Genomic DNA, 15,429 nt, shown 5'->3' with positions numbered 1-15,429 from the left:
GGGACCCACCCGCGGTCCGCGCCCCCGTAGCCCAATCGGCAGAGGCAGGCCACTTAAAATGGTTCCAGTGTGGGTTCGAGTCCCACCGGGGGCACCGGGTCCGTGGCCGGGCCGGGAGAGAGATCATCCTCACCACCCCGTCCCCGGTCGGCCGCGGGAACTACCCGGGCCGGGCCGGCGTTGGACCTAGCGGGAACCCTGCCCAGTTGTCACCGGATGGTGATCTTCCTCGGTTAGGTTCTCGGCAACAGACCAGTCCCACTCGCCTCATCGGAGGGCAGCGTGCAGAGCTCCAGTAATCCCGCCTTCAGAAACATGGAGAAGGTGATCGGCTCGCAACAGCAGGCGGCACCCAGTGCCCAGTACCTCGACCAGATGTACAACCAGCCCGCCTACGAGGCGCCTGCCCGTGAGCGGTTCCTCACCGTGGACGACGTGGTCACCAAGACCGCGATGATCCTGGTGCTGGCCGTCGTCGCCGGCTTTGCCACCGCCTGGTTCCAGGCCTACTACCTGGCCCTGCCGGGCGCGCTGATCGGCTTCGTGCTGGCCATGGTGGTCATCTTCAAGCGCAAGATCAGCCCGCCGTTGATCATCGGCTACGCGCTGGCCGAGGGTGTGTTCCTCGGTGCGATCACCGGTGTGTTCAACCAGTACTACCCGGGCATCGCCGCCCAGGCGATCGTCGGCACCCTCGGGGTGTTCGGCGGCATGCTCGTCATCTACAAGACGGGCGCCATCCGGGTCACCCCCCGTCTGACCAAGATGATCATCGGCGGCATTGTCGGCGTTGCCGTGCTGATGCTGTTCAACCTGGTCATGAGCCTGTTCGGGATCAACATGGGGCTCCGGGACGGCAGCACCATGGCGATCGTGTTCTCGGTGATCTGCATCGCGCTGGCCGCGTTCAGCTTCCTGCTGGACTTCGACGCCATCGACCAGGCCATCAAGCAGGGCGCGCCGGCGAACACCGCCTGGTACTTCGCGTTCGGCCTCATGGTCACCCTGGTCTGGCTGTACCTGGAGATCCTGCGCCTGCTGGGGTACGCCCGGCAGTAACGGGTCACCGACCTGTCGGTCATCACCAACGGCCCCGCCCGAGTTCGCTCGGTGCGGGGCCGTTCGTCATCTGTCCGAAGGACCGGCGAGGGCTCAACCGGCCAGGGACCGCGGCTCCGGGTCGGCCGCGCTGTCGGCCCGCTCCAGCTCGGCGATCGCCGCCGGCAGCAGGACCTGCATGGCGCGGTCGTAACCGGCGCCCGACGGGTGGAACCGGTCGGCGGCGAACAGGTCGGGGTGGCCGACGAACTGCGGGCTGACCAGCCGGGCCAGCGCCACCGGGCGGCCGCCGCCGTCGGTGACCGAGCGCTCCTGCATCGCGGCCAACCGCAGCGACCAGGCGCTCAGCACGCTGCGCAACGGCTGCGGAATCGCCGTGATGACCCCGAAATCGGGACAGGTGCCGACGACGACCGGGATGCCGCGGGTGGTCAAAGCCCGCACGGACTGGCCCAATTGGGCGGCCGACCGCCAGGGCGGGACCATGTCACGCAGGTCGTTCGCGCCGACCAGGATGACGACCAGGTCCGGATCGTCGGCCAGGCCGAGCTCGAGCTGGCGGGGCAGGTCCGCGGTGCGGGCTCCGGTCAGCCCGTGCGAGCGCAGGTGAACCGGGCAAGTCAGGTGCCGGGCCACCCCGCGGGCAATGATGACGCCCGGCAGTTCGTCGGCACTGTGGGTGCCGTAGCCGACCGAGGTCGAATCGCCCAGGAACACCACGGTCAGCGGGGGTGAGGGGGCGGGGCGGACCGGATCACCGTTCTCCACGTCCAGGTCGGACTGCAGCAGGCGCCCGTCGGCGAGGTAGACCCCGTCGCCCTGGGGCAGGCGGACGTGCACCAGATGATCGGCCACCCGCTGCTGGGCGTCGGTCGCGTTGGGCAGCACCGGCGGCACCAACGTGCCGTCGGCCAGCGCGGCGGCCACGGCCGCCCGCTCGATGGAGCGGCTGGTGGTCCAGGCCTGGCCGAGCAGCCCGACCACCGCGCTGCTGAAGCCGGCCAGCAGGCCGAGGCCGGCCACGGCGGCCACCCCCCGTCCCGCGGACGGGCGCGGTCGCCCCGCGAGCTTGCCCGGACCGGTGATCGACGCGGCCTGTCCGACCGCGGATCCCGACGCCCTGGTCGGGAAGATGCTCATGGCCCACCTCCTTGCGCCAGCCGTGCACACCCGGGACCTCTTGTCGTTCCAACCATCGGTACGACCCGAATGTTTCCCGCGGTTCACTGCGTGACAGCATTATTTTGCGCCGTCATCCGGCCCGGCGCTGCCCCACGAAGTGACGACAATCGTCGTGACCAACCGGTCGCTGCGACCGCGGACCCGAGGATCGACACCCGTTCGGGTGGCCCGGCCCGGTACGCGGAGTGACGTCCGGTCGTTGCTGGTCGGAGTGGCGATCCGGGCGGGCTGATACCCCGAGCGGTCCGGACCGCGCCGCGGGGGCCGTCCGACGGCCCCGGATAACCTGACCAGGGTCGGCACACCCGCTGCCGGCCACCCCCGAGCCCCGCCCTGGAGTCATCCGTGCGTTACGCCCAGTCCGTCGTCGAGCTGATCGGCAACACCCCTCTGGTCAAGTTGGGGCCGCTGGCCGCCGACGTGGCCCCGCTCGTGCTGGCCAAGGTGGAGTACGTCAACCCCGGGGGGTCGGTCAAGGACCGGATCGCGGTGAAGATGATCGACGCGGCCGAGCAGTCGGGTGCGTTGCGGCCGGGTGGCACCATCGTCGAGCCGACCAGCGGCAACACCGGGGTCGGGCTGGCCCTGGTCGCCCAGCAGCGCGGGTACCGGTGCATCTTCATCTGCCCGGACAAGGTCAGCGAGGACAAGCGCAACGTGCTGCGCGCGTACGGGGCCGAGGTCGTCGTGTGCCCGACCGCGGTCGCCCCGGACGACCCGACCTCCTACTACTCGGTGTCCGACCGGCTGGTCCGCGAGACGCCGGGCGCATGGAAGCCCGACCAGTACTCCAACCCCAACAACCCGGCCAGCCACTACGTCTCCACCGGCCCGGAGATCTGGCGGGACACCGACGGCAAGATCACCCACTTCGTCACCGGGGTCGGCACCGGCGGCACCATCTCCGGCGTCGGCCGCTACCTCAAGGACGTCTCCGGCGGGCGGGTGCAGGTGATCGGTGCCGATCCCGAGGGCTCGGTGTACTCCGGCGGCACCGGCCGGCCGTACCTGGTGGAGGGCGTCGGCGAGGACTTCTGGCCCAGCGCCTACGACCCGACCGTCACCGACGGGATCATCGCGATCTCCGACGCGGAATCGTTCGCGGTGACCCGCCGGCTGGCCCGCGAGGAAGGCCTGTTGGTCGGCGGATCCTGCGGCATGGCGGTGGCCGCCGCGCTGCGGCTGGCCGGCCGGCTGACCGCCGACGACGTGGTCGTCGTGCTGCTGCCTGACGGCGGCCGGGGCTACCTGTCCAAGATCTTCTCCGACCCCTGGATGGCGTCCTACGGTTTCCTGTCCCGGGACGGCGAGGCCACCGTCGGGCAGGTCCTGCGCGGCAAGGGCGGCGTGCTGCCGGCCCTGGTGCACACCCATCCGCAGGAGACCGTGCGCGATGCGGTCGAGATCATGCACGAGTACGGGGTCTCGCAGATGCCCGTGGTCAAGGCCGAGCCGCCGGTGATGTCCGGTGAGGTGGCCGGGTCGGTCTCCGAACGAGATCTGCTGGACGCGTTGTTCGCCGGGACCGCCTCGTTGGCCGATGCCGTGGGCAAGCACATGGGCCCACCGTTCCCGCTGGTCGGGTCGGGTGAGGACGTGCCGACCCTGCGGGCCGCGCTGCAGGCCCGCGACGCCGTCATGGTGATCGACGACGGCAAGCCGGTGGGGGTGCTGACCCGGGCCGATCTGCTGGCCTTCGTCGCCGGCAGCTGAAACTCGTGGCGGGCAGGCGCGGGCGGCCTACCATTGGGGTCACATCCGTGGAGGCGTCGTGACCTACCTTCCCGCTCCGTACGAGACGCCGCAGCAGGACGATCTCGCAGCCACTCTCGCCGCCGTGCTGACCACGACGGTGGCGATCGTGACCGCGTGGGTCCTGGGCTCCTGGTCCTACTCGACCATCCGCGGCCTGGTCGACGCGTTCACCGTCACCGACCCGCCCGCCCCGACGAGCGGTCAGGTCGAATCGGCCGTCGTCGCCGGCGGCTGGGCGCTGGCCACGGTGTTCCTGGTCCTGGGGGCCCTGCTGGTGTTGTTCCGGCGCGGCCGCCGGGCGGCGCTGTTCGGCGGCCTGGTGGCGACGGCCACCACCGCGGTGGCCCAGTTCGCCTTCGGCTACGGCGACACCGGGGCGCGGGTGCCGATCGAGAACTGGCCGCTGTACTGGGGCGGGGTCGCGGTGCTGGTGGTCGCCCTGCTGCCGGCGACCGGCCGGTGGGTCGGTCGGGTCCGGCGCGCCCGGATCGGTCAGCCCGGCGTCACCGGCACCGCCGAGACCGGGGCCATCCTCTGGCCCGGTACCTGACGGCGGTCGGGGACCGCCCTACCCTTGCCGGTATGACGCCTGCCCCCGGTCCCCACGACCCGCAGTCCCCGGGTTTTGCCACCCGCGCCATCCACGCCGGCCAGGATCCGGACCCGCTGACCGGAGCGGTGGCCGTGCCGATCTACCAGACCTCGACGTTCGCGCAGGACGAGGTCGGCCAGCCGCGGGCCGGCTACGACTACTCCCGCGCCGGCAACCCGACCCGGACTGCGCTGGAACAGGCGCTGGCCGCCTTGGAGGGGGGTCGCTCGGGTTTCGCCTTCGCCTCCGGGATGGCCGCCGCCGATACCTACATCCGCGCCGCGCTGCGACCGGGCGACCACCTGATCCTGCCCGACGACGCCTACGGCGGCACCTTCCGCCTGGTCGACAAGATCTGCGTGCCATGGGGTCTGACCTACTCGACGGTGTCGCTGGGCGACCTGGCCGCGGTCCGCGCGGCGATCCGGCCGACCACCAAGGTCATCTGGTGCGAGACGCCGACCAACCCGCTGCTGGGCATCGCCGACATTGCCGCACTGGCCGAGATCGCCCACGAGAGCGGTGCGAAGCTGTTGGTGGACAACACCTTTGCCTCGCCCTACCTGCAGCAGCCGCTGGCTCTGGGAGCCGACGTGGTGCTGCACTCGACGACCAAGTACGTGGGCGGGCATTCCGACGTGATCGGCGGGGCGTTGATCGTGGACGACCCGGAGTTGGCCGAGGCCCTGGCCTTCCACAGCAAGTCGATGGGCGCGGTGCCCGGCCCGGTCGACGCCTGGCTGACCCTGCGCGGCGTGAAAACCCTGGCCGTGCGGATGGACCGGCACTGTGACAACGCCGAGCGGGTGGTGGAGCTGCTGGTCGGGCACCCCCGGGTGGCCCGGGTCTACTACCCGGGCCTGCCCGCCCATCCGGGTCACGCGATCGCGGCGCGGCAGATGCGCCGGTCCGGCGGCATGGTGTCCTTCAGCGTGGTCGGCGGGCAGGAGGAGGCCCTCAAGGTGTGCCGGCGAACCCAGTTGTTCACGCTGGGGGAGTCGCTCGGTGGGGTGGAATCGTTGATCGAGCATCCCGGGCTGATGACCCACGCCAGCGTCGCCGGCTCCGCGCTGCAGGTGCCGGACGACTTGATCCGGCTCTCCGTCGGCATCGAGGACGCCGACGACCTGCTGGCCGACCTGCGGGACGCCCTCGACTGACCCCGCCGGCCCGCCCGAGCCGTCCCTCGGCTTTGTCGCGCGGATCATCTACGTCTGCGCGGATGAAGTCGTCCACTTTTGTCCCACCAGTCCCAAACGGTGCCGGTTCATCCGCGCAGGGCTAGATGATCCGCGCGCGAGAGTCGGGTGGATCGGCGGCCGCTGGGCCGCTGGGCGGCCGGGCGGGGCGGCAGGGCGGGGCGGGCTGGGGCAGGATGCGGAGCATGGAACGGGTCGGCGTGGCGCAGGTCCGGGAGGCGGCGCAGGCCCTGGCCGGGATCATCCGGTACACCCCGATGGAGTCGTCCCGGCCGTTGCAGGAGGCGGTCGGCGGGCCGGTCCATCTCAAGTGCGAGAACTTGCAGCGCACCGGCTCGTTCAAGATCCGCGGCGCCTACCTGCGGATATCGCGGCTCTCCACGGCGGAAAAGGCCGCCGGAGTGGTCGCCGCCTCGGCCGGCAACCACGCCCAGGGGGTGGCCCTGGCCGCTGCCCTGATCGGCACCCGGGCCACTGTGTTCATGCCGGTGGGTGCCTCGATCGCCAAGTTGACCGCGACCCGGGCCTACGGTGCGCACGTCGAACTGGTCGGGCAGACCCTGGACGAGGCGCTGGAGGCGGCCCTGGCCTTCGCCGCGCGGACCGGCGCGGTGTTGGTGCACCCCTTCGACCACCTAGATGTCTTGCTCGGCCAGGGCACCGTGGGGTTGGAGATCGCCGAGCAGGTGCCGGACGTGGCCACCGTGGTGGTCGCCGCCGGGGGCGGCGGGTTGATCTCCGGGGTCGCCGCAGTGCTCAAGGAGCTCATCCCGTCCGTGCGAGTGGTCGGCGTGCAGGCCGAGCAGGCGGCGGCCTGGCCCGGTTCATTGGCCGCCGGGCGACCGGTCCGGCTGCGGGAGATGTCCACGCTGGCCGACGGCATCGCCGTGGGCACGCCGTCGGACCTGACGTTTGCGCACGTCAGTGACCTGGTCGACGAGATCGTGACGGTGAGCGAGGATCAGCTGTCGCAGGCCATGCTGCTGTGCCTGGAACGGGCCAAGCTGGTGGTCGAGGCGGCCGGGGTGGCTGCCGTAGCGGCGATCATGGCGCGCCCGCAGACGTTCGCCCCGCCCGTGGTGGCCGTGCTCTCCGGCGGGAACATCGACCCGCTGGTGTTGCTGCACGTCACCCAGCACGGCCTGGTCGCGGCCGGCCGGTTCCTGTCCCTACGGGTCGATATCGCCGACCGGCCCGGGTCCTTGGCCGCGCTGCTGGCCCTGGTGGGCGAGCTGGGCGGCAACGTCATCGACGTCGAGCATTCCCGGGTCGGTTCGTCGCTGACCCTGGGCGAGGTGGAGGTGGCGCTAAGCATGGAAACCCGGGGCGCCGAGCACTGCGACGTGATCGTCGAGGCGCTCGGGCGCGCCGGGTTCCGGGTGCTGGACCGGCGCTGATCAGGCCCACCGAAGGAGCCGCGCCGGGGGCGATCAGCCGGTGAACGGCTTGGCCTCCACGACGCTGACCTTCTGCGTCCGCCCGTTGGGCAGGGTGTACTCGCGGGACTCGCCGCGGCTGGCCCCCAGGATCGCCTGGCCGAGCGGGGACTGGGGCGAGTACACCGGCATCGAGCCGTGCACGCCCTCCTCGCGCGAACCCAGCAGGAAGGTCTCCTTGTCGTCGTCGTCGCCGTCGTAGGCGATGGTCACGACCATGCCCGGCTCGACGACGCCGTCGTCGGCCGGAGCAACCCCGACCTGCGCGTCGCGCAGCAGTTCCTGCAGGTGGCGGATGCGGCTCTCCTGCTTGGCCTGCTCGTCGCGCGCGGCGTGGTAGCCGCCGTTCTCCTTGAGGTCGCCTTCCTCGCGCCGGGCATTGATCTCGGCGGCGATCACCGGACGATGCAGCACGAGCTCGTCGAGCTCGTGCTTGAGACGGTCGTGGGCTTCCTGGGTCAGCCAGGTCACGCCGGTGCCGGTCATGGCAACTCCTCACTACAGATATCCGTCAACCACCGATGGTTGAGGTGGTGCATGCGCAGCGTGCCGGGAGCCGGTCGAGACACGCGTGCCCGCACTCGAATTGGCACAGAAATACGTCACGGCCCCCTCGGGGGCCGCATCTACTGAACCAATGGTAACACGCCGGTGGCCGGCGGTGTCCGATTCCGCCGGTCCGCACCGGCGCCGGCCGGCCCCCGCCGACGGCCCCGGCACCGCCCGCACAGGGCCCGGACCTGGGGCGATGGCGTCAGAGCCGGCCGGTGGTGAGCCGGTCGGCGGCACTGTTGGCGGGACTGTCGGTGCGGCCATGGACAATGGTGGGCGTCCCGCACGCGCAGGCGGATTCGAACCGGGACCCGAAGGTGAGGGCACAGAACGTGAGCGACGCATTCTCCGTACCGGACGTCGCCGACGCCGAACATCCGGTCGCGCACACCGACTCCGAGGAACTGATCGCGACCGGCGCCGATTCGGCCCTGGTCGACGCCGCGCAGGCCCGGGACGAGGCCGCCCGGCTGGCGCCGTTGCGGCTGATGGCGGTGCACGCGCACCCGGACGACGAGTCGAGCAAGGGCGCGGCGACGCTGGCCAAGTATTCGGCCGACGGCGTCGGCGTGGTCGTCGTCTCCTGCACCGGCGGCGAGCGCGGCGACGTGCTGAACAAGAAGTTGACGATCGACTCGGCGGAGATCCCCGCCCTGCGGATCCGGGAGATGGCCCGGGCGGCCGAGATCCTGGGCGTGGCGCACGTGTGGCTCGGGTTCCACGACACCGGCTACCACGAGGGTCCGCCCGAGAGCTGGGATCTGCCCGCCGGCTCGTTCGGCGTGCTGGACCCGGAGGTCGAGATCGAGGCGCTGGTCCGGGTGGTCCGGCAGTACCGGCCGCACGTGATGACGACCTACGACGAGTCCGGGGGCTACCCGCATCCGGACCACATCCGCTGCCACGTGGTCTCCGTCGGTGCCTTCGAGGCGGCCGGTGACCCCGATGCCTATCCCGACGCGGGCCCGCCGTGGCAGCCGCTCAAGCTCTATTACAACGTCGGGTTCTCCCGATCCCGGATCACCGCCATCAACGAGGCGGTGCGGGAGCAGACCGGCGAGGGTCCGTACGACGAGTGGATCAAGCGGTTCTCCGATCAGGCGCGCCCGGATCCGGGTACCCGGATCACCAGTCAGGTGGCGGTGGCCGACTACTTCCACGTGCGGGACGCCGCGTTGCGCGCACATGAGACGCAGATCGACCCGGACTCGACCTGGTTCGCCGTGCCTCGTGACCTGGAGGCGCAGGTCTGGGGGACCGAGGACTACGAACTGGCCCGGTCCCTGGTCGACACGACCTTGCCCGAGGACGACCTGTTCGCCGGCGTGCGGGAGAAGGTGTCGTCATGAATCGGCTGGTGACCACGCTGATGCTGGCCGGGCCGCAGCCCGGCGACTACGACCCGAGCACGGGCAAGGGCCCCGAATGGGGCAAGGCGGCGCCGATCGGCCTGCTGATCATCCTGCTGCTCGGGGTGGCTCTGTACTTCCTGCTCCGTTCGTTCACCCGGCAGCTCAAGAAGGTGCCGGCCTCGTTCGACCCGCCGGCCGAGCCGGACGTCGACCCGACGACCGGCAGCGCCTTCGCCGGCGGAGCCGACGGGGCCGATGCGGGGGACGACCGGCCCGCCCGGGTGCCCGCTGCGCCGGACGAGTCGGACAGCCCGCCGCCGTCGGCGCCCCGAGGCTCGACCCGGCCGGCCGACCCCTCGGTCTGATTCCCGGCCCGTCGCGGCCGCAGGTTCACCATCGGCGCGGCACCGAGCACAGTCTCGGTGCCGCGTCGTCGTGTTTCCGGGTGCGTGTCTGTGCACTGCCTTTCCGGCGCGGTCTTCGGGTGCCGGCTGCCCTCATCCAGGTGTGATGCAGGTCACGTGCAGCGCCCGGAATCAACCCTTCACGCGAAACGTCGTAATGCGTGTAACGTTGTAATCAACAACGTCAGACACGAAGGAGGAGCTCCCATGAGAGGGAACTTCACATGGGCCGAGGGCGAGCAGCCCGAGGGCCCGGAACAGCAACGAGGCCCGCACGGACGCGGGCGAGGCGGTCGCGGGGGCCCTGGTGGCCCCGGTGCCCGGGGCCGCGGGTCGGGTGGACCCGGGTTCGGGCCCGGTCGGGGCATGGGCCCGCGCGGACGGGGTCGGGGCGGCGCTCCGGACGCCCCCGATGCGTCGGACGCCCTGGGGTGGTTCGCCGGCCGGTTGCCCGGTGACTGGTTCACCGCCGCACCGCAGGTGCGGATCGACCGGGACGAGATCATCGTGGTCGGTCAGCTGCCCGACCTGACCGAGGAGTTCGCGGACGACGCGGCCCGTGCGGCCGCCGAGGCCGGCCGGATCTCCCGGTTCCGCGAGGACACCCGCGAGCAGCGCATCGAGATCGCCCGGCAGGCCCAGCACCGCTACGGGCGGGAGATCTCCTGGGGCGCCCGGCTGGGCGACACCGAGGAACTGTTCACCACCCTGTCGGCGCCGGTGATGACGCGGCTGCGTCAGCCCGAGCGTCAGGTGCTGGACACGCTGGTCGATGCCGGGGTGGCCCGCAGCCGCTCGGACGCCCTGGCCTGGGCCGTCCGGCTGGTCGGGCAGAACGCCGACAACTGGCTCGGTGAGCTGCGGCAGGCGATGGAGCAGGTCAACCGGCTCCGCGAGGCCGGACCCGACCTCGGATGATCCGCCTCGGCGGTGACCAGAACCCGCGGGCGGGCCGAACGGTCGGCCCGCGGGGAAGGTCGGGTCAGCTCACGCCGAACAGCACCAGCCAGATCGCCACGCAGTGGCACAACGCGGCGAGCGAGACGCAGGCATGGAAGTACTCGTGGTACCCGAACGTGCCCGGCCAGGTGTTCGGCCGGCGGGTGGCATAGAACACCGCGCCGCAGGAGTAGAGCAGGCCGCCGATGACCAGCAGGACGAGCACGGCCACCCCGCCGTTGGCCAGCAGGTCGGGCAGCACGAACACGGCCACCCAGCCCAGGGCCAGGTAGAACGGGACACCCACCCAGGCCGGGCCGTGCGGCCAGAACATCTTCAGGGCCACCCCGCCGGCGGCCCCGACCCACACCGCGATCAGCACCACCGTGCTGGTCGGTGGGTGCAGGGCCAGCACGGTCAGCGGCGTGTAGGTGCCCGCGATGAACAGGAAGATCATCGAGTGATCGGCCCGCTTCATCCAGGTGCGGGTGCGCGCCGACTTCCACACGTGCCGGTGGTAGGTGGCGCTCACCGAGAACAGCCCGACCAGGGTGACGGCGTAGATCGAACACGCGAACGCGGCACCCGGTCCGACGAACACCCCGGCCATCGGAACCAGGGCCAGGCTCATCACGGTGGCGATGACGGCCGAGTAGAGATGGATCCAGCCCCGGGCGCGGGGTCGGCGTGCCGGCACGGGAACTGCGGCATGCGCGGTCACGGTCATGCCTCCATCATCGCCGATCCACCTGTGGGTCGCGTATCCATGCACAGTGATACTCCCCTCGGTGGGTGGGCTGCGCGGCGAGCTTCGGACCGTCGTCCGCGGACCGCCGGGGTCGACCGCTAGGGTCGGTTCGTGAGGCTCCCGTCCCTGGTCTATCGCGTGTACGAACGCAAGTTGACCCGGGAACTGATCGGCGCGCCGATCCCGCATCACGTGGGCGTCATGCTCGACGGCAACCGGCGATGGGCCCGCAAAGCCGGGTTCACCAACCCGACCGAAGGCCACCGCGCCGGGGCGGCCCACATCGTCGATCTGCTCGAGTGGTGCCAGGAGTCGGGCATCGGGATGGTGACCCTCTGGTTGCTCTCGACCGACAACCTGCGCCGCCCCGGCCAGGAGCTGCAGCCGCTGCTGGAGATCATCACCGACGTGGTGGAGGACCTGGCCGCACCCGACCGGGTGTGGAAGCTGCGGATCGTGGGGGCGCTGGACCTGCTGCCGGAGCCGATGTCCGCCCGGCTGACCGCGGCGGCCACCCGGACCGAGCATCGCCGCGCCTTGCAGGTCAACATCGCCGTCGGTTACGGCGGCCGGCAGGAGATCGTCGACGCCGTCAAGTCGATGCTCGAGGCCGGCATCAAGCAGGGCCACGGCATCCAGGAGGTCATCGACTCGCTGAACGTGGAGACCATCGGCGAGCACCTGTACACCTCCGGCCAGCCCGACCCCGACCTGGTGATCCGGACCTCGGGCGAGCAGCGGCTGTCCGGGTTCCTGCTCTGGCAGAGCGCCCATTCGGAGTTCTGGTTCTGCGAGGCCTACTGGCCGGACTTCCGCCGGGTCGATTTCCTGCGGGCGCTGCGCGATTACGCCGCCCGGCACCGCCGGTACGGCGAATGACCGACCTCCGTCACGGCGACTGACCCACCGCCGCTACCAGCGGTGATCGGCCAGCTCCAGCTCGCCCCAGTAACCGGTGACCGTGCGGACCCGGGCGGCCGGGACCAGTTCACTGATGACCAGGCCGCGGTCGCGGGTGAACTCGTCGACGATCGGGAAGATCCGGTCGACGCGGTCGGGGGTGTCCACCACCACGGTGAGCGTGGGGACGTGCCGACCCAGCTGGAACGGGCGGTCGCCCTGCGGCGGCCGGCCGTCGTGAAATCCCCACACGCCGCGCAGCGTGGTCGACCCGCGGGCGCCGCCCGCCCGCAGGGCCCGGGTGACGGCCCGATGAATGGGCTGGCCGTGCCGGGTGGCGTCCTCGTTGGTGAAGATCGAGAGCTTGTGAAACAGAGCTCGGCCCCGCTGATCGGTGGCCGGGATCTTCTGCGGGGCCGCGAACAGTTGGCCGTCCTGCTTGCAGATCCGCACCCGCTCCAGGGTGAGCAGGGGGCGGAGGAGCATCCGGCTCAGTGCGGGCAGCACCTGCGCCACCCGATCGTCCGGACCGACGGCCAGCACCATCATCGGCACGTCGGCGTTGCGGCTGAAGAAGCGGGCCCGCTGCCGCCGGCCGCGGACCGTTCCGTCGACCCCGAGCAGCACGGTGGCCCCGGCGATGCCCTGCTCCTGCAGCAGCCGGCAGACGGCGACGAACGCCGGGACCGCGCCCACCCGGTCCTGCCGGCCCAGGTAGACGGTCAGCCGGGTGGCCTCGGTCGGGTCGTCGGGCGGCGGCGCCAGCACCGGGCCGGTTACCAGCCGGGCTCGTTCCAGCGTGGTCAGGCCGATCGCCGGCAGCGCGAGGACCTCGTCCAGCACGGCCTCGATCCGCGGCCGCAGGTCGACCGCGACGGCCGCGGCCGGCAGGTCCTCGGACAGCGTCAGCGACGCGTCGGTGCGCAGGTGGTGCTTGAAGCCGAAGCCCTCGACGCCACGCATCATGATGCTGGTGGCCAGCTCGGCCCGGCCGAAGATGTCCAGCAGTTGATCGGCGACGAACCCGCCCGGGGTGCGGTGACGTTCGCCGAAGTAACAGGTCAGCTTGAGGCAGTCCGGGTTCATCGCAGCGCCGTCCCGACGGCCTGGCCCAGCGCCGCGGCGGCCACCCCGAGGACCAGGCTGACCAGGATGTTCAGTCCCGCCTTACGGGTCTGCCGTTCCTCGGTGAGGCGCTGCGACTCCAGCATCCAGGTGGAGAAGGTGGTGTAGGAGCCGACCGCGGCCGTCCCGGCCAGCAACGCGGCGTCGCCGGTCAGGGCCAGCCCGGTGAGCAGGCCCAGCACGATCGCCCCGCTGATGTTCACCACCAGCGTCCCGTACGGGAACGCCCGTCCGGTCCGCCGGGACACCATTCCGTCGACCAGGAAGCGCAGCACCGAGCCAGCGCCTCCGATCAGCACCACGCCCGCCCACACCAGCACGTTCATCCGCGGATCCGGACCCGGCGCACCGCGGCGGTGGTGAGGTGGATGGCGGCATACCCGGCGACCACGCTGGCCACCGTGTACCCCAGGGCCAGCACGAACGCCGAGGCCTCGATCATCCGCAGGATCTCCACCTGCATGGTGGAGAAGGTGGACAGTCCGCCACAGACGCCGGTGCCCAGCAACGGGCGCCGGTAGCTGGACAGCGGCAGCCGCTCCTGCAGCCGGGTCACGAAATACCCCAGCAGGGCGGCTGCCACCACGTTGACCACGAAGGTCGCCCACGGCCACTGCGTCGGCGAGTGGGGCAGCACCTGCGACAGTCCGGCCCGGGCCAGGGTGCCCAGGGCGCCGCCGACGAAGATGGCGGCCAGCTCCCGGCGATCCAACGAGGGCAGCCAGGAGGTGGTCGACCGGGGCGGCGGGGGCGGCGAGATGGTCGGCGCGGGCTCGGTCATCGCTCACCCCTCGATCCGGTCGCCGCAGCCCGCCCGTCGAGCCGTCGATCGGCACGATTGTGCGCTGGGCCGATCGGCGCTGGTGCACGGGGTTGATCGCCCGGGTCGCCGCTGACCTACGGTCAACGACCATGAGCACGCAGGACAGTTCGACGGACACGGTGACCGAGTACCTCACGCTGGGCCTGCGGTTCGGTCGGGTGGTGGACGGCTTCGTGGACGCCTACACCGGGGACCCGGCCCTGCGCCGGCAGGTCGACGACGAGCCGGCGCCCGACCCGATGGACCTGTCCCGGCAGGCCACCGAGCTGTCCCGGCGGGTTCCGGACGCCGGCCTGAGTGCCGCCCGCACGGACTACCTCACCGCCCACCTGGATGCCCTCGCGGTGGCCGGGCGCCGGCTGGCCGGCGAGTCGATGTCGTTCATCGACGAGGTGCACAGCTACTTCCAGGTGCAGATCGACCTGGTCGACACCGACGTCTACGCCGCTGCGCACGACGAGATCTCTTCGCTGATCGGCGGTTCCGGCCCGCTGGCACCGCGATTGACCGCCGTCCGGGCGGCCGAGACTTGCCCGCCCGAACAGGTCGAGACGGTGGTGCGCACCGTCGCCGCCGCCCTGCGGGATCGGATCGCCGCGCCCACCGGCCTCGCCGGCCTCGACGAGCACATCGATTTCGAGATCGCCCGCGACGTGGCCTGGAGCGGTTTCAACTACTACCTGGGCGGCTTCCGTTCCCGGGTCGCGGTCAATGCCGACATCGGCCACCGGATGAGCCAGTTCGGCGTGCTGGTCGCGCACGAGTGCTACCCGGGCCACCACACCGAGCACTGCCGCAAGGAGGACCTGCTGGTCAACGGCCGCGACGAGCGCGAGCACCAGATCTTCCTGGTCAACACGCCGCAGTGCGTGATGGCCGAGGGCCTGGGCGACCTGGCGTTGACCGCGGCCGTGGGCCCGGGCTGGGGGAGCTGGCTGGCCGAGGTGCTTGACGGGCTCGGCCCACGCTTCGACCCCGACCTCGTCGAGGCGCTGGAGGTGGCCTCCCGGCCGCTGAACTCGGTCCGGCAGAACGCGGCGATCCTGCTGCACGACCGCGGGGCCGACCCCGAGGACATCGTCGCCTACCAGCAGCGTTGGGGGCTGGCCGACGAGAAGCAGGCCCGGCAGCGGCTCCGGTTCCTCACCGATCCGCTGTGGCGCGCCTACACCTCCACCTACGTGGAGGGCGACCGGCTGCTGCGGCCCTGGCTGGCCGCCCGGCCGGCCGGCCAGACGGCTTTGCAGCGGTTCTGCCGGCTGCTGGACGAGCCGCTCACCCCGCGGGTCATCCACCGCGAACTCGCCGCGCCGGACGGCACCGCCGCGGCGGACGTACCGCTTCACGCGCCACTCACATGAGA

General features: G+C 71.4%; 16 protein-coding genes and 1 tRNA gene. 11 read left to right on the top strand and 6 right to left on the bottom strand.

The annotated features are described in order from the left end of the window. Positions 1 to 20 precede the first annotated feature (20 nt). Positions 21 to 94: transfer RNA gene (locus NAMU_RS21960), tRNA-Leu, on the top strand. 188 nt (positions 95 to 282) lie between these two features. Next, a complete protein-coding gene (locus NAMU_RS21955; protein WP_015749533.1) occupies positions 283 to 1,059 on the top strand; it encodes a Bax inhibitor-1/YccA family protein in 777 nt (258 codons plus the stop codon). A 93-nt stretch (positions 1,060 to 1,152) separates the two neighbouring features. Here NAMU_RS21955 and NAMU_RS21950 read toward each other — a convergent pair whose 3' ends face one another. After that, a complete protein-coding gene (locus NAMU_RS21950; RefSeq protein WP_015749532.1) occupies positions 1,153 to 2,199 on the bottom strand; it encodes an SGNH/GDSL hydrolase family protein in 1,047 nt (348 codons plus the stop codon). A 387-nt stretch (positions 2,200 to 2,586) separates the two neighbouring features. On the opposite strand from NAMU_RS21950, the gene NAMU_RS21945 reads away from it, so the two are divergent. From NAMU_RS21945 to ilvA, 4 genes are all read left to right on the top strand, one after another. Continuing rightward, positions 2,587 to 3,954, top strand: coding sequence for a cystathionine beta-synthase (locus tag NAMU_RS21945; RefSeq protein ID WP_015749531.1), 1,368 nt, complete (start codon positions 2,587 to 2,589; stop codon positions 3,952 to 3,954). Positions 3,955 to 4,012: 58 nt separating this feature from the next. Further along, the gene (locus NAMU_RS21940; RefSeq protein ID WP_015749530.1) at positions 4,013 to 4,546 is read left to right on the top strand and encodes a hypothetical protein; all 534 of its coding nucleotides are present in this window, start codon (positions 4,013 to 4,015) and stop codon (positions 4,544 to 4,546) included. A gap of 32 nt (positions 4,547 to 4,578) precedes the next feature. Beyond that, positions 4,579 to 5,748, top strand: a complete 1,170-nt coding sequence (locus tag NAMU_RS21935) for a cystathionine gamma-synthase (protein ID WP_015749529.1) — start codon at positions 4,579 to 4,581, stop codon at positions 5,746 to 5,748. 224 nt (positions 5,749 to 5,972) lie between these two features. Then, complete coding sequence (gene ilvA, locus NAMU_RS21930; protein ID WP_015749528.1) at positions 5,973 to 7,184, top strand: threonine ammonia-lyase; 1,212 nt, start codon at positions 5,973 to 5,975, stop codon at positions 7,182 to 7,184. A 33-nt stretch (positions 7,185 to 7,217) separates the two neighbouring features. On the opposite strand, the gene greA is transcribed toward ilvA, so the two are convergent. Next, positions 7,218 to 7,709 (bottom strand): transcription elongation factor GreA, encoded by a 492-nt coding sequence (gene greA, locus NAMU_RS21925; protein WP_015749527.1) that lies wholly within the window; start codon positions 7,707 to 7,709, stop codon positions 7,218 to 7,220. A 335-nt stretch (positions 7,710 to 8,044) separates the two neighbouring features. On the opposite strand from greA, the gene mca reads away from it, so the two are divergent. The 3 genes from mca (at position 8,045) to NAMU_RS21910 (ending at position 10,449) form a co-directional block, all read left to right on the top strand. After that, positions 8,045 to 9,124 carry a mycothiol conjugate amidase Mca gene (gene mca / locus NAMU_RS21920; protein ID WP_015749526.1) on the top strand — a complete coding sequence of 360 codons (1,080 nt, stop codon included), beginning with the start codon at positions 8,045 to 8,047 and terminating at the stop codon, positions 9,122 to 9,124. Continuing rightward, a complete protein-coding gene (locus NAMU_RS21915) occupies positions 9,121 to 9,492 on the top strand; it encodes a hypothetical protein (RefSeq protein ID WP_015749525.1) in 372 nt (123 codons plus the stop codon). Before mca ends, NAMU_RS21915 begins: the two co-directional genes overlap by 4 nt. Before the next feature lie 405 nt (positions 9,493 to 9,897). Then, positions 9,898 to 10,449 (top strand): hypothetical protein, encoded by a 552-nt coding sequence (locus NAMU_RS21910; RefSeq protein ID WP_015749524.1) that lies wholly within the window; start codon positions 9,898 to 9,900, stop codon positions 10,447 to 10,449. 64 nt (positions 10,450 to 10,513) lie between these two features. Here NAMU_RS21910 and trhA read toward each other — a convergent pair whose 3' ends face one another. Next, positions 10,514 to 11,197, bottom strand: coding sequence for a PAQR family membrane homeostasis protein TrhA (gene trhA / locus NAMU_RS21905; RefSeq protein WP_052308042.1), 684 nt, complete (start codon positions 11,195 to 11,197; stop codon positions 10,514 to 10,516). Positions 11,198 to 11,329: 132 nt separating this feature from the next. On the opposite strand from trhA, the gene NAMU_RS21900 reads away from it, so the two are divergent. Continuing rightward, complete coding sequence (locus NAMU_RS21900; protein ID WP_015749522.1) at positions 11,330 to 12,097, top strand: isoprenyl transferase; 768 nt, start codon at positions 11,330 to 11,332, stop codon at positions 12,095 to 12,097. Positions 12,098 to 12,130: 33 nt separating this feature from the next. Here the strand turns inward: NAMU_RS21900 and NAMU_RS21895 are convergent, their stop codons facing one another. Genes NAMU_RS21895 through crcB (NAMU_RS21885) form a run of 3 tightly spaced genes read right to left on the bottom strand, consistent with a single transcriptional unit; the run spans position 12,131 to position 13,964 of the window. Continuing rightward, on the bottom strand, positions 12,131 to 13,204 hold the full coding sequence (locus tag NAMU_RS21895) for a DUF190 domain-containing protein (protein WP_015749521.1): 1,074 nt from the start codon (positions 13,202 to 13,204) through the stop codon (positions 12,131 to 12,133). Next, positions 13,201 to 13,569: a fluoride efflux transporter CrcB gene (gene crcB / locus NAMU_RS21890; protein ID WP_015749520.1), complete on the bottom strand. Its 369-nt coding sequence runs from the start codon at positions 13,567 to 13,569 to the stop codon at positions 13,201 to 13,203. Before crcB (NAMU_RS21890) ends, NAMU_RS21895 begins: the two co-directional genes overlap by 4 nt. Beyond that, complete coding sequence (gene crcB / locus NAMU_RS21885) at positions 13,566 to 13,964, bottom strand: fluoride efflux transporter CrcB (RefSeq protein WP_041371294.1); 399 nt, start codon at positions 13,962 to 13,964, stop codon at positions 13,566 to 13,568. Before crcB (NAMU_RS21885) ends, crcB (NAMU_RS21890) begins: the two co-directional genes overlap by 4 nt. Positions 13,965 to 14,155: 191 nt before the next feature. On the opposite strand from crcB (NAMU_RS21885), the gene NAMU_RS21880 reads away from it, so the two are divergent. Continuing rightward, positions 14,156 to 15,427 carry a hypothetical protein gene (locus tag NAMU_RS21880; protein ID WP_015749518.1) on the top strand — a complete coding sequence of 424 codons (1,272 nt, stop codon included), beginning with the start codon at positions 14,156 to 14,158 and terminating at the stop codon, positions 15,425 to 15,427. Positions 15,428 to 15,429 lie beyond the last annotated feature (2 nt).

The organism is Nakamurella multipartita DSM 44233 (assembly GCF_000024365.1).
GTDB lineage: Bacteria > Actinomycetota > Actinomycetes > Mycobacteriales > Nakamurellaceae > Nakamurella > Nakamurella multipartita.
Note: the sequence above shows the minus strand (reverse complement) of the source record. Positions and strands in the feature narration are given on the sequence as shown.

Bases quoted from the DNA above. Each gene is read 5' to 3' on its own strand.
- NAMU_RS21950 (WP_015749532.1), bottom strand. From the start codon at position 2,199: ATGAGCATCTTCCCGACCAGGGCGTCGGGATCCGCGGTCGGACAGGCC.
- NAMU_RS21935 (WP_015749529.1), top strand. From the start codon at position 4,579: ATGACGCCTGCCCCCGGTCCCCACGACCCGCAGTCCCCGGGTTTTGCC.
- ilvA (WP_015749528.1), top strand. From the start codon at position 5,973: ATGGAACGGGTCGGCGTGGCGCAGGTCCGGGAGGCGGCGCAGGCCCTG.
- greA (WP_015749527.1), bottom strand. From the start codon at position 7,709: ATGACCGGCACCGGCGTGACCTGGCTGACCCAGGAAGCCCACGACCGT.
- mca (WP_015749526.1), top strand. From the start codon at position 8,045: ATGGTGGGCGTCCCGCACGCGCAGGCGGATTCGAACCGGGACCCGAAG.
- NAMU_RS21915 (WP_015749525.1), top strand. From the start codon at position 9,121: ATGAATCGGCTGGTGACCACGCTGATGCTGGCCGGGCCGCAGCCCGGC.
- NAMU_RS21910 (WP_015749524.1), top strand. From the start codon at position 9,898: ATGGGCCCGCGCGGACGGGGTCGGGGCGGCGCTCCGGACGCCCCCGAT.
- trhA (WP_052308042.1), bottom strand. From the start codon at position 11,197: ATGACCGTGACCGCGCATGCCGCAGTTCCCGTGCCGGCACGCCGACCC.
- NAMU_RS21895 (WP_015749521.1), bottom strand. From the start codon at position 13,204: ATGAACCCGGACTGCCTCAAGCTGACCTGTTACTTCGGCGAACGTCAC.
- crcB (WP_015749520.1), bottom strand. From the start codon at position 13,569: ATGAACGTGCTGGTGTGGGCGGGCGTGGTGCTGATCGGAGGCGCTGGC.
- NAMU_RS21880 (WP_015749518.1), top strand. From the start codon at position 14,156: ATGAGCACGCAGGACAGTTCGACGGACACGGTGACCGAGTACCTCACG.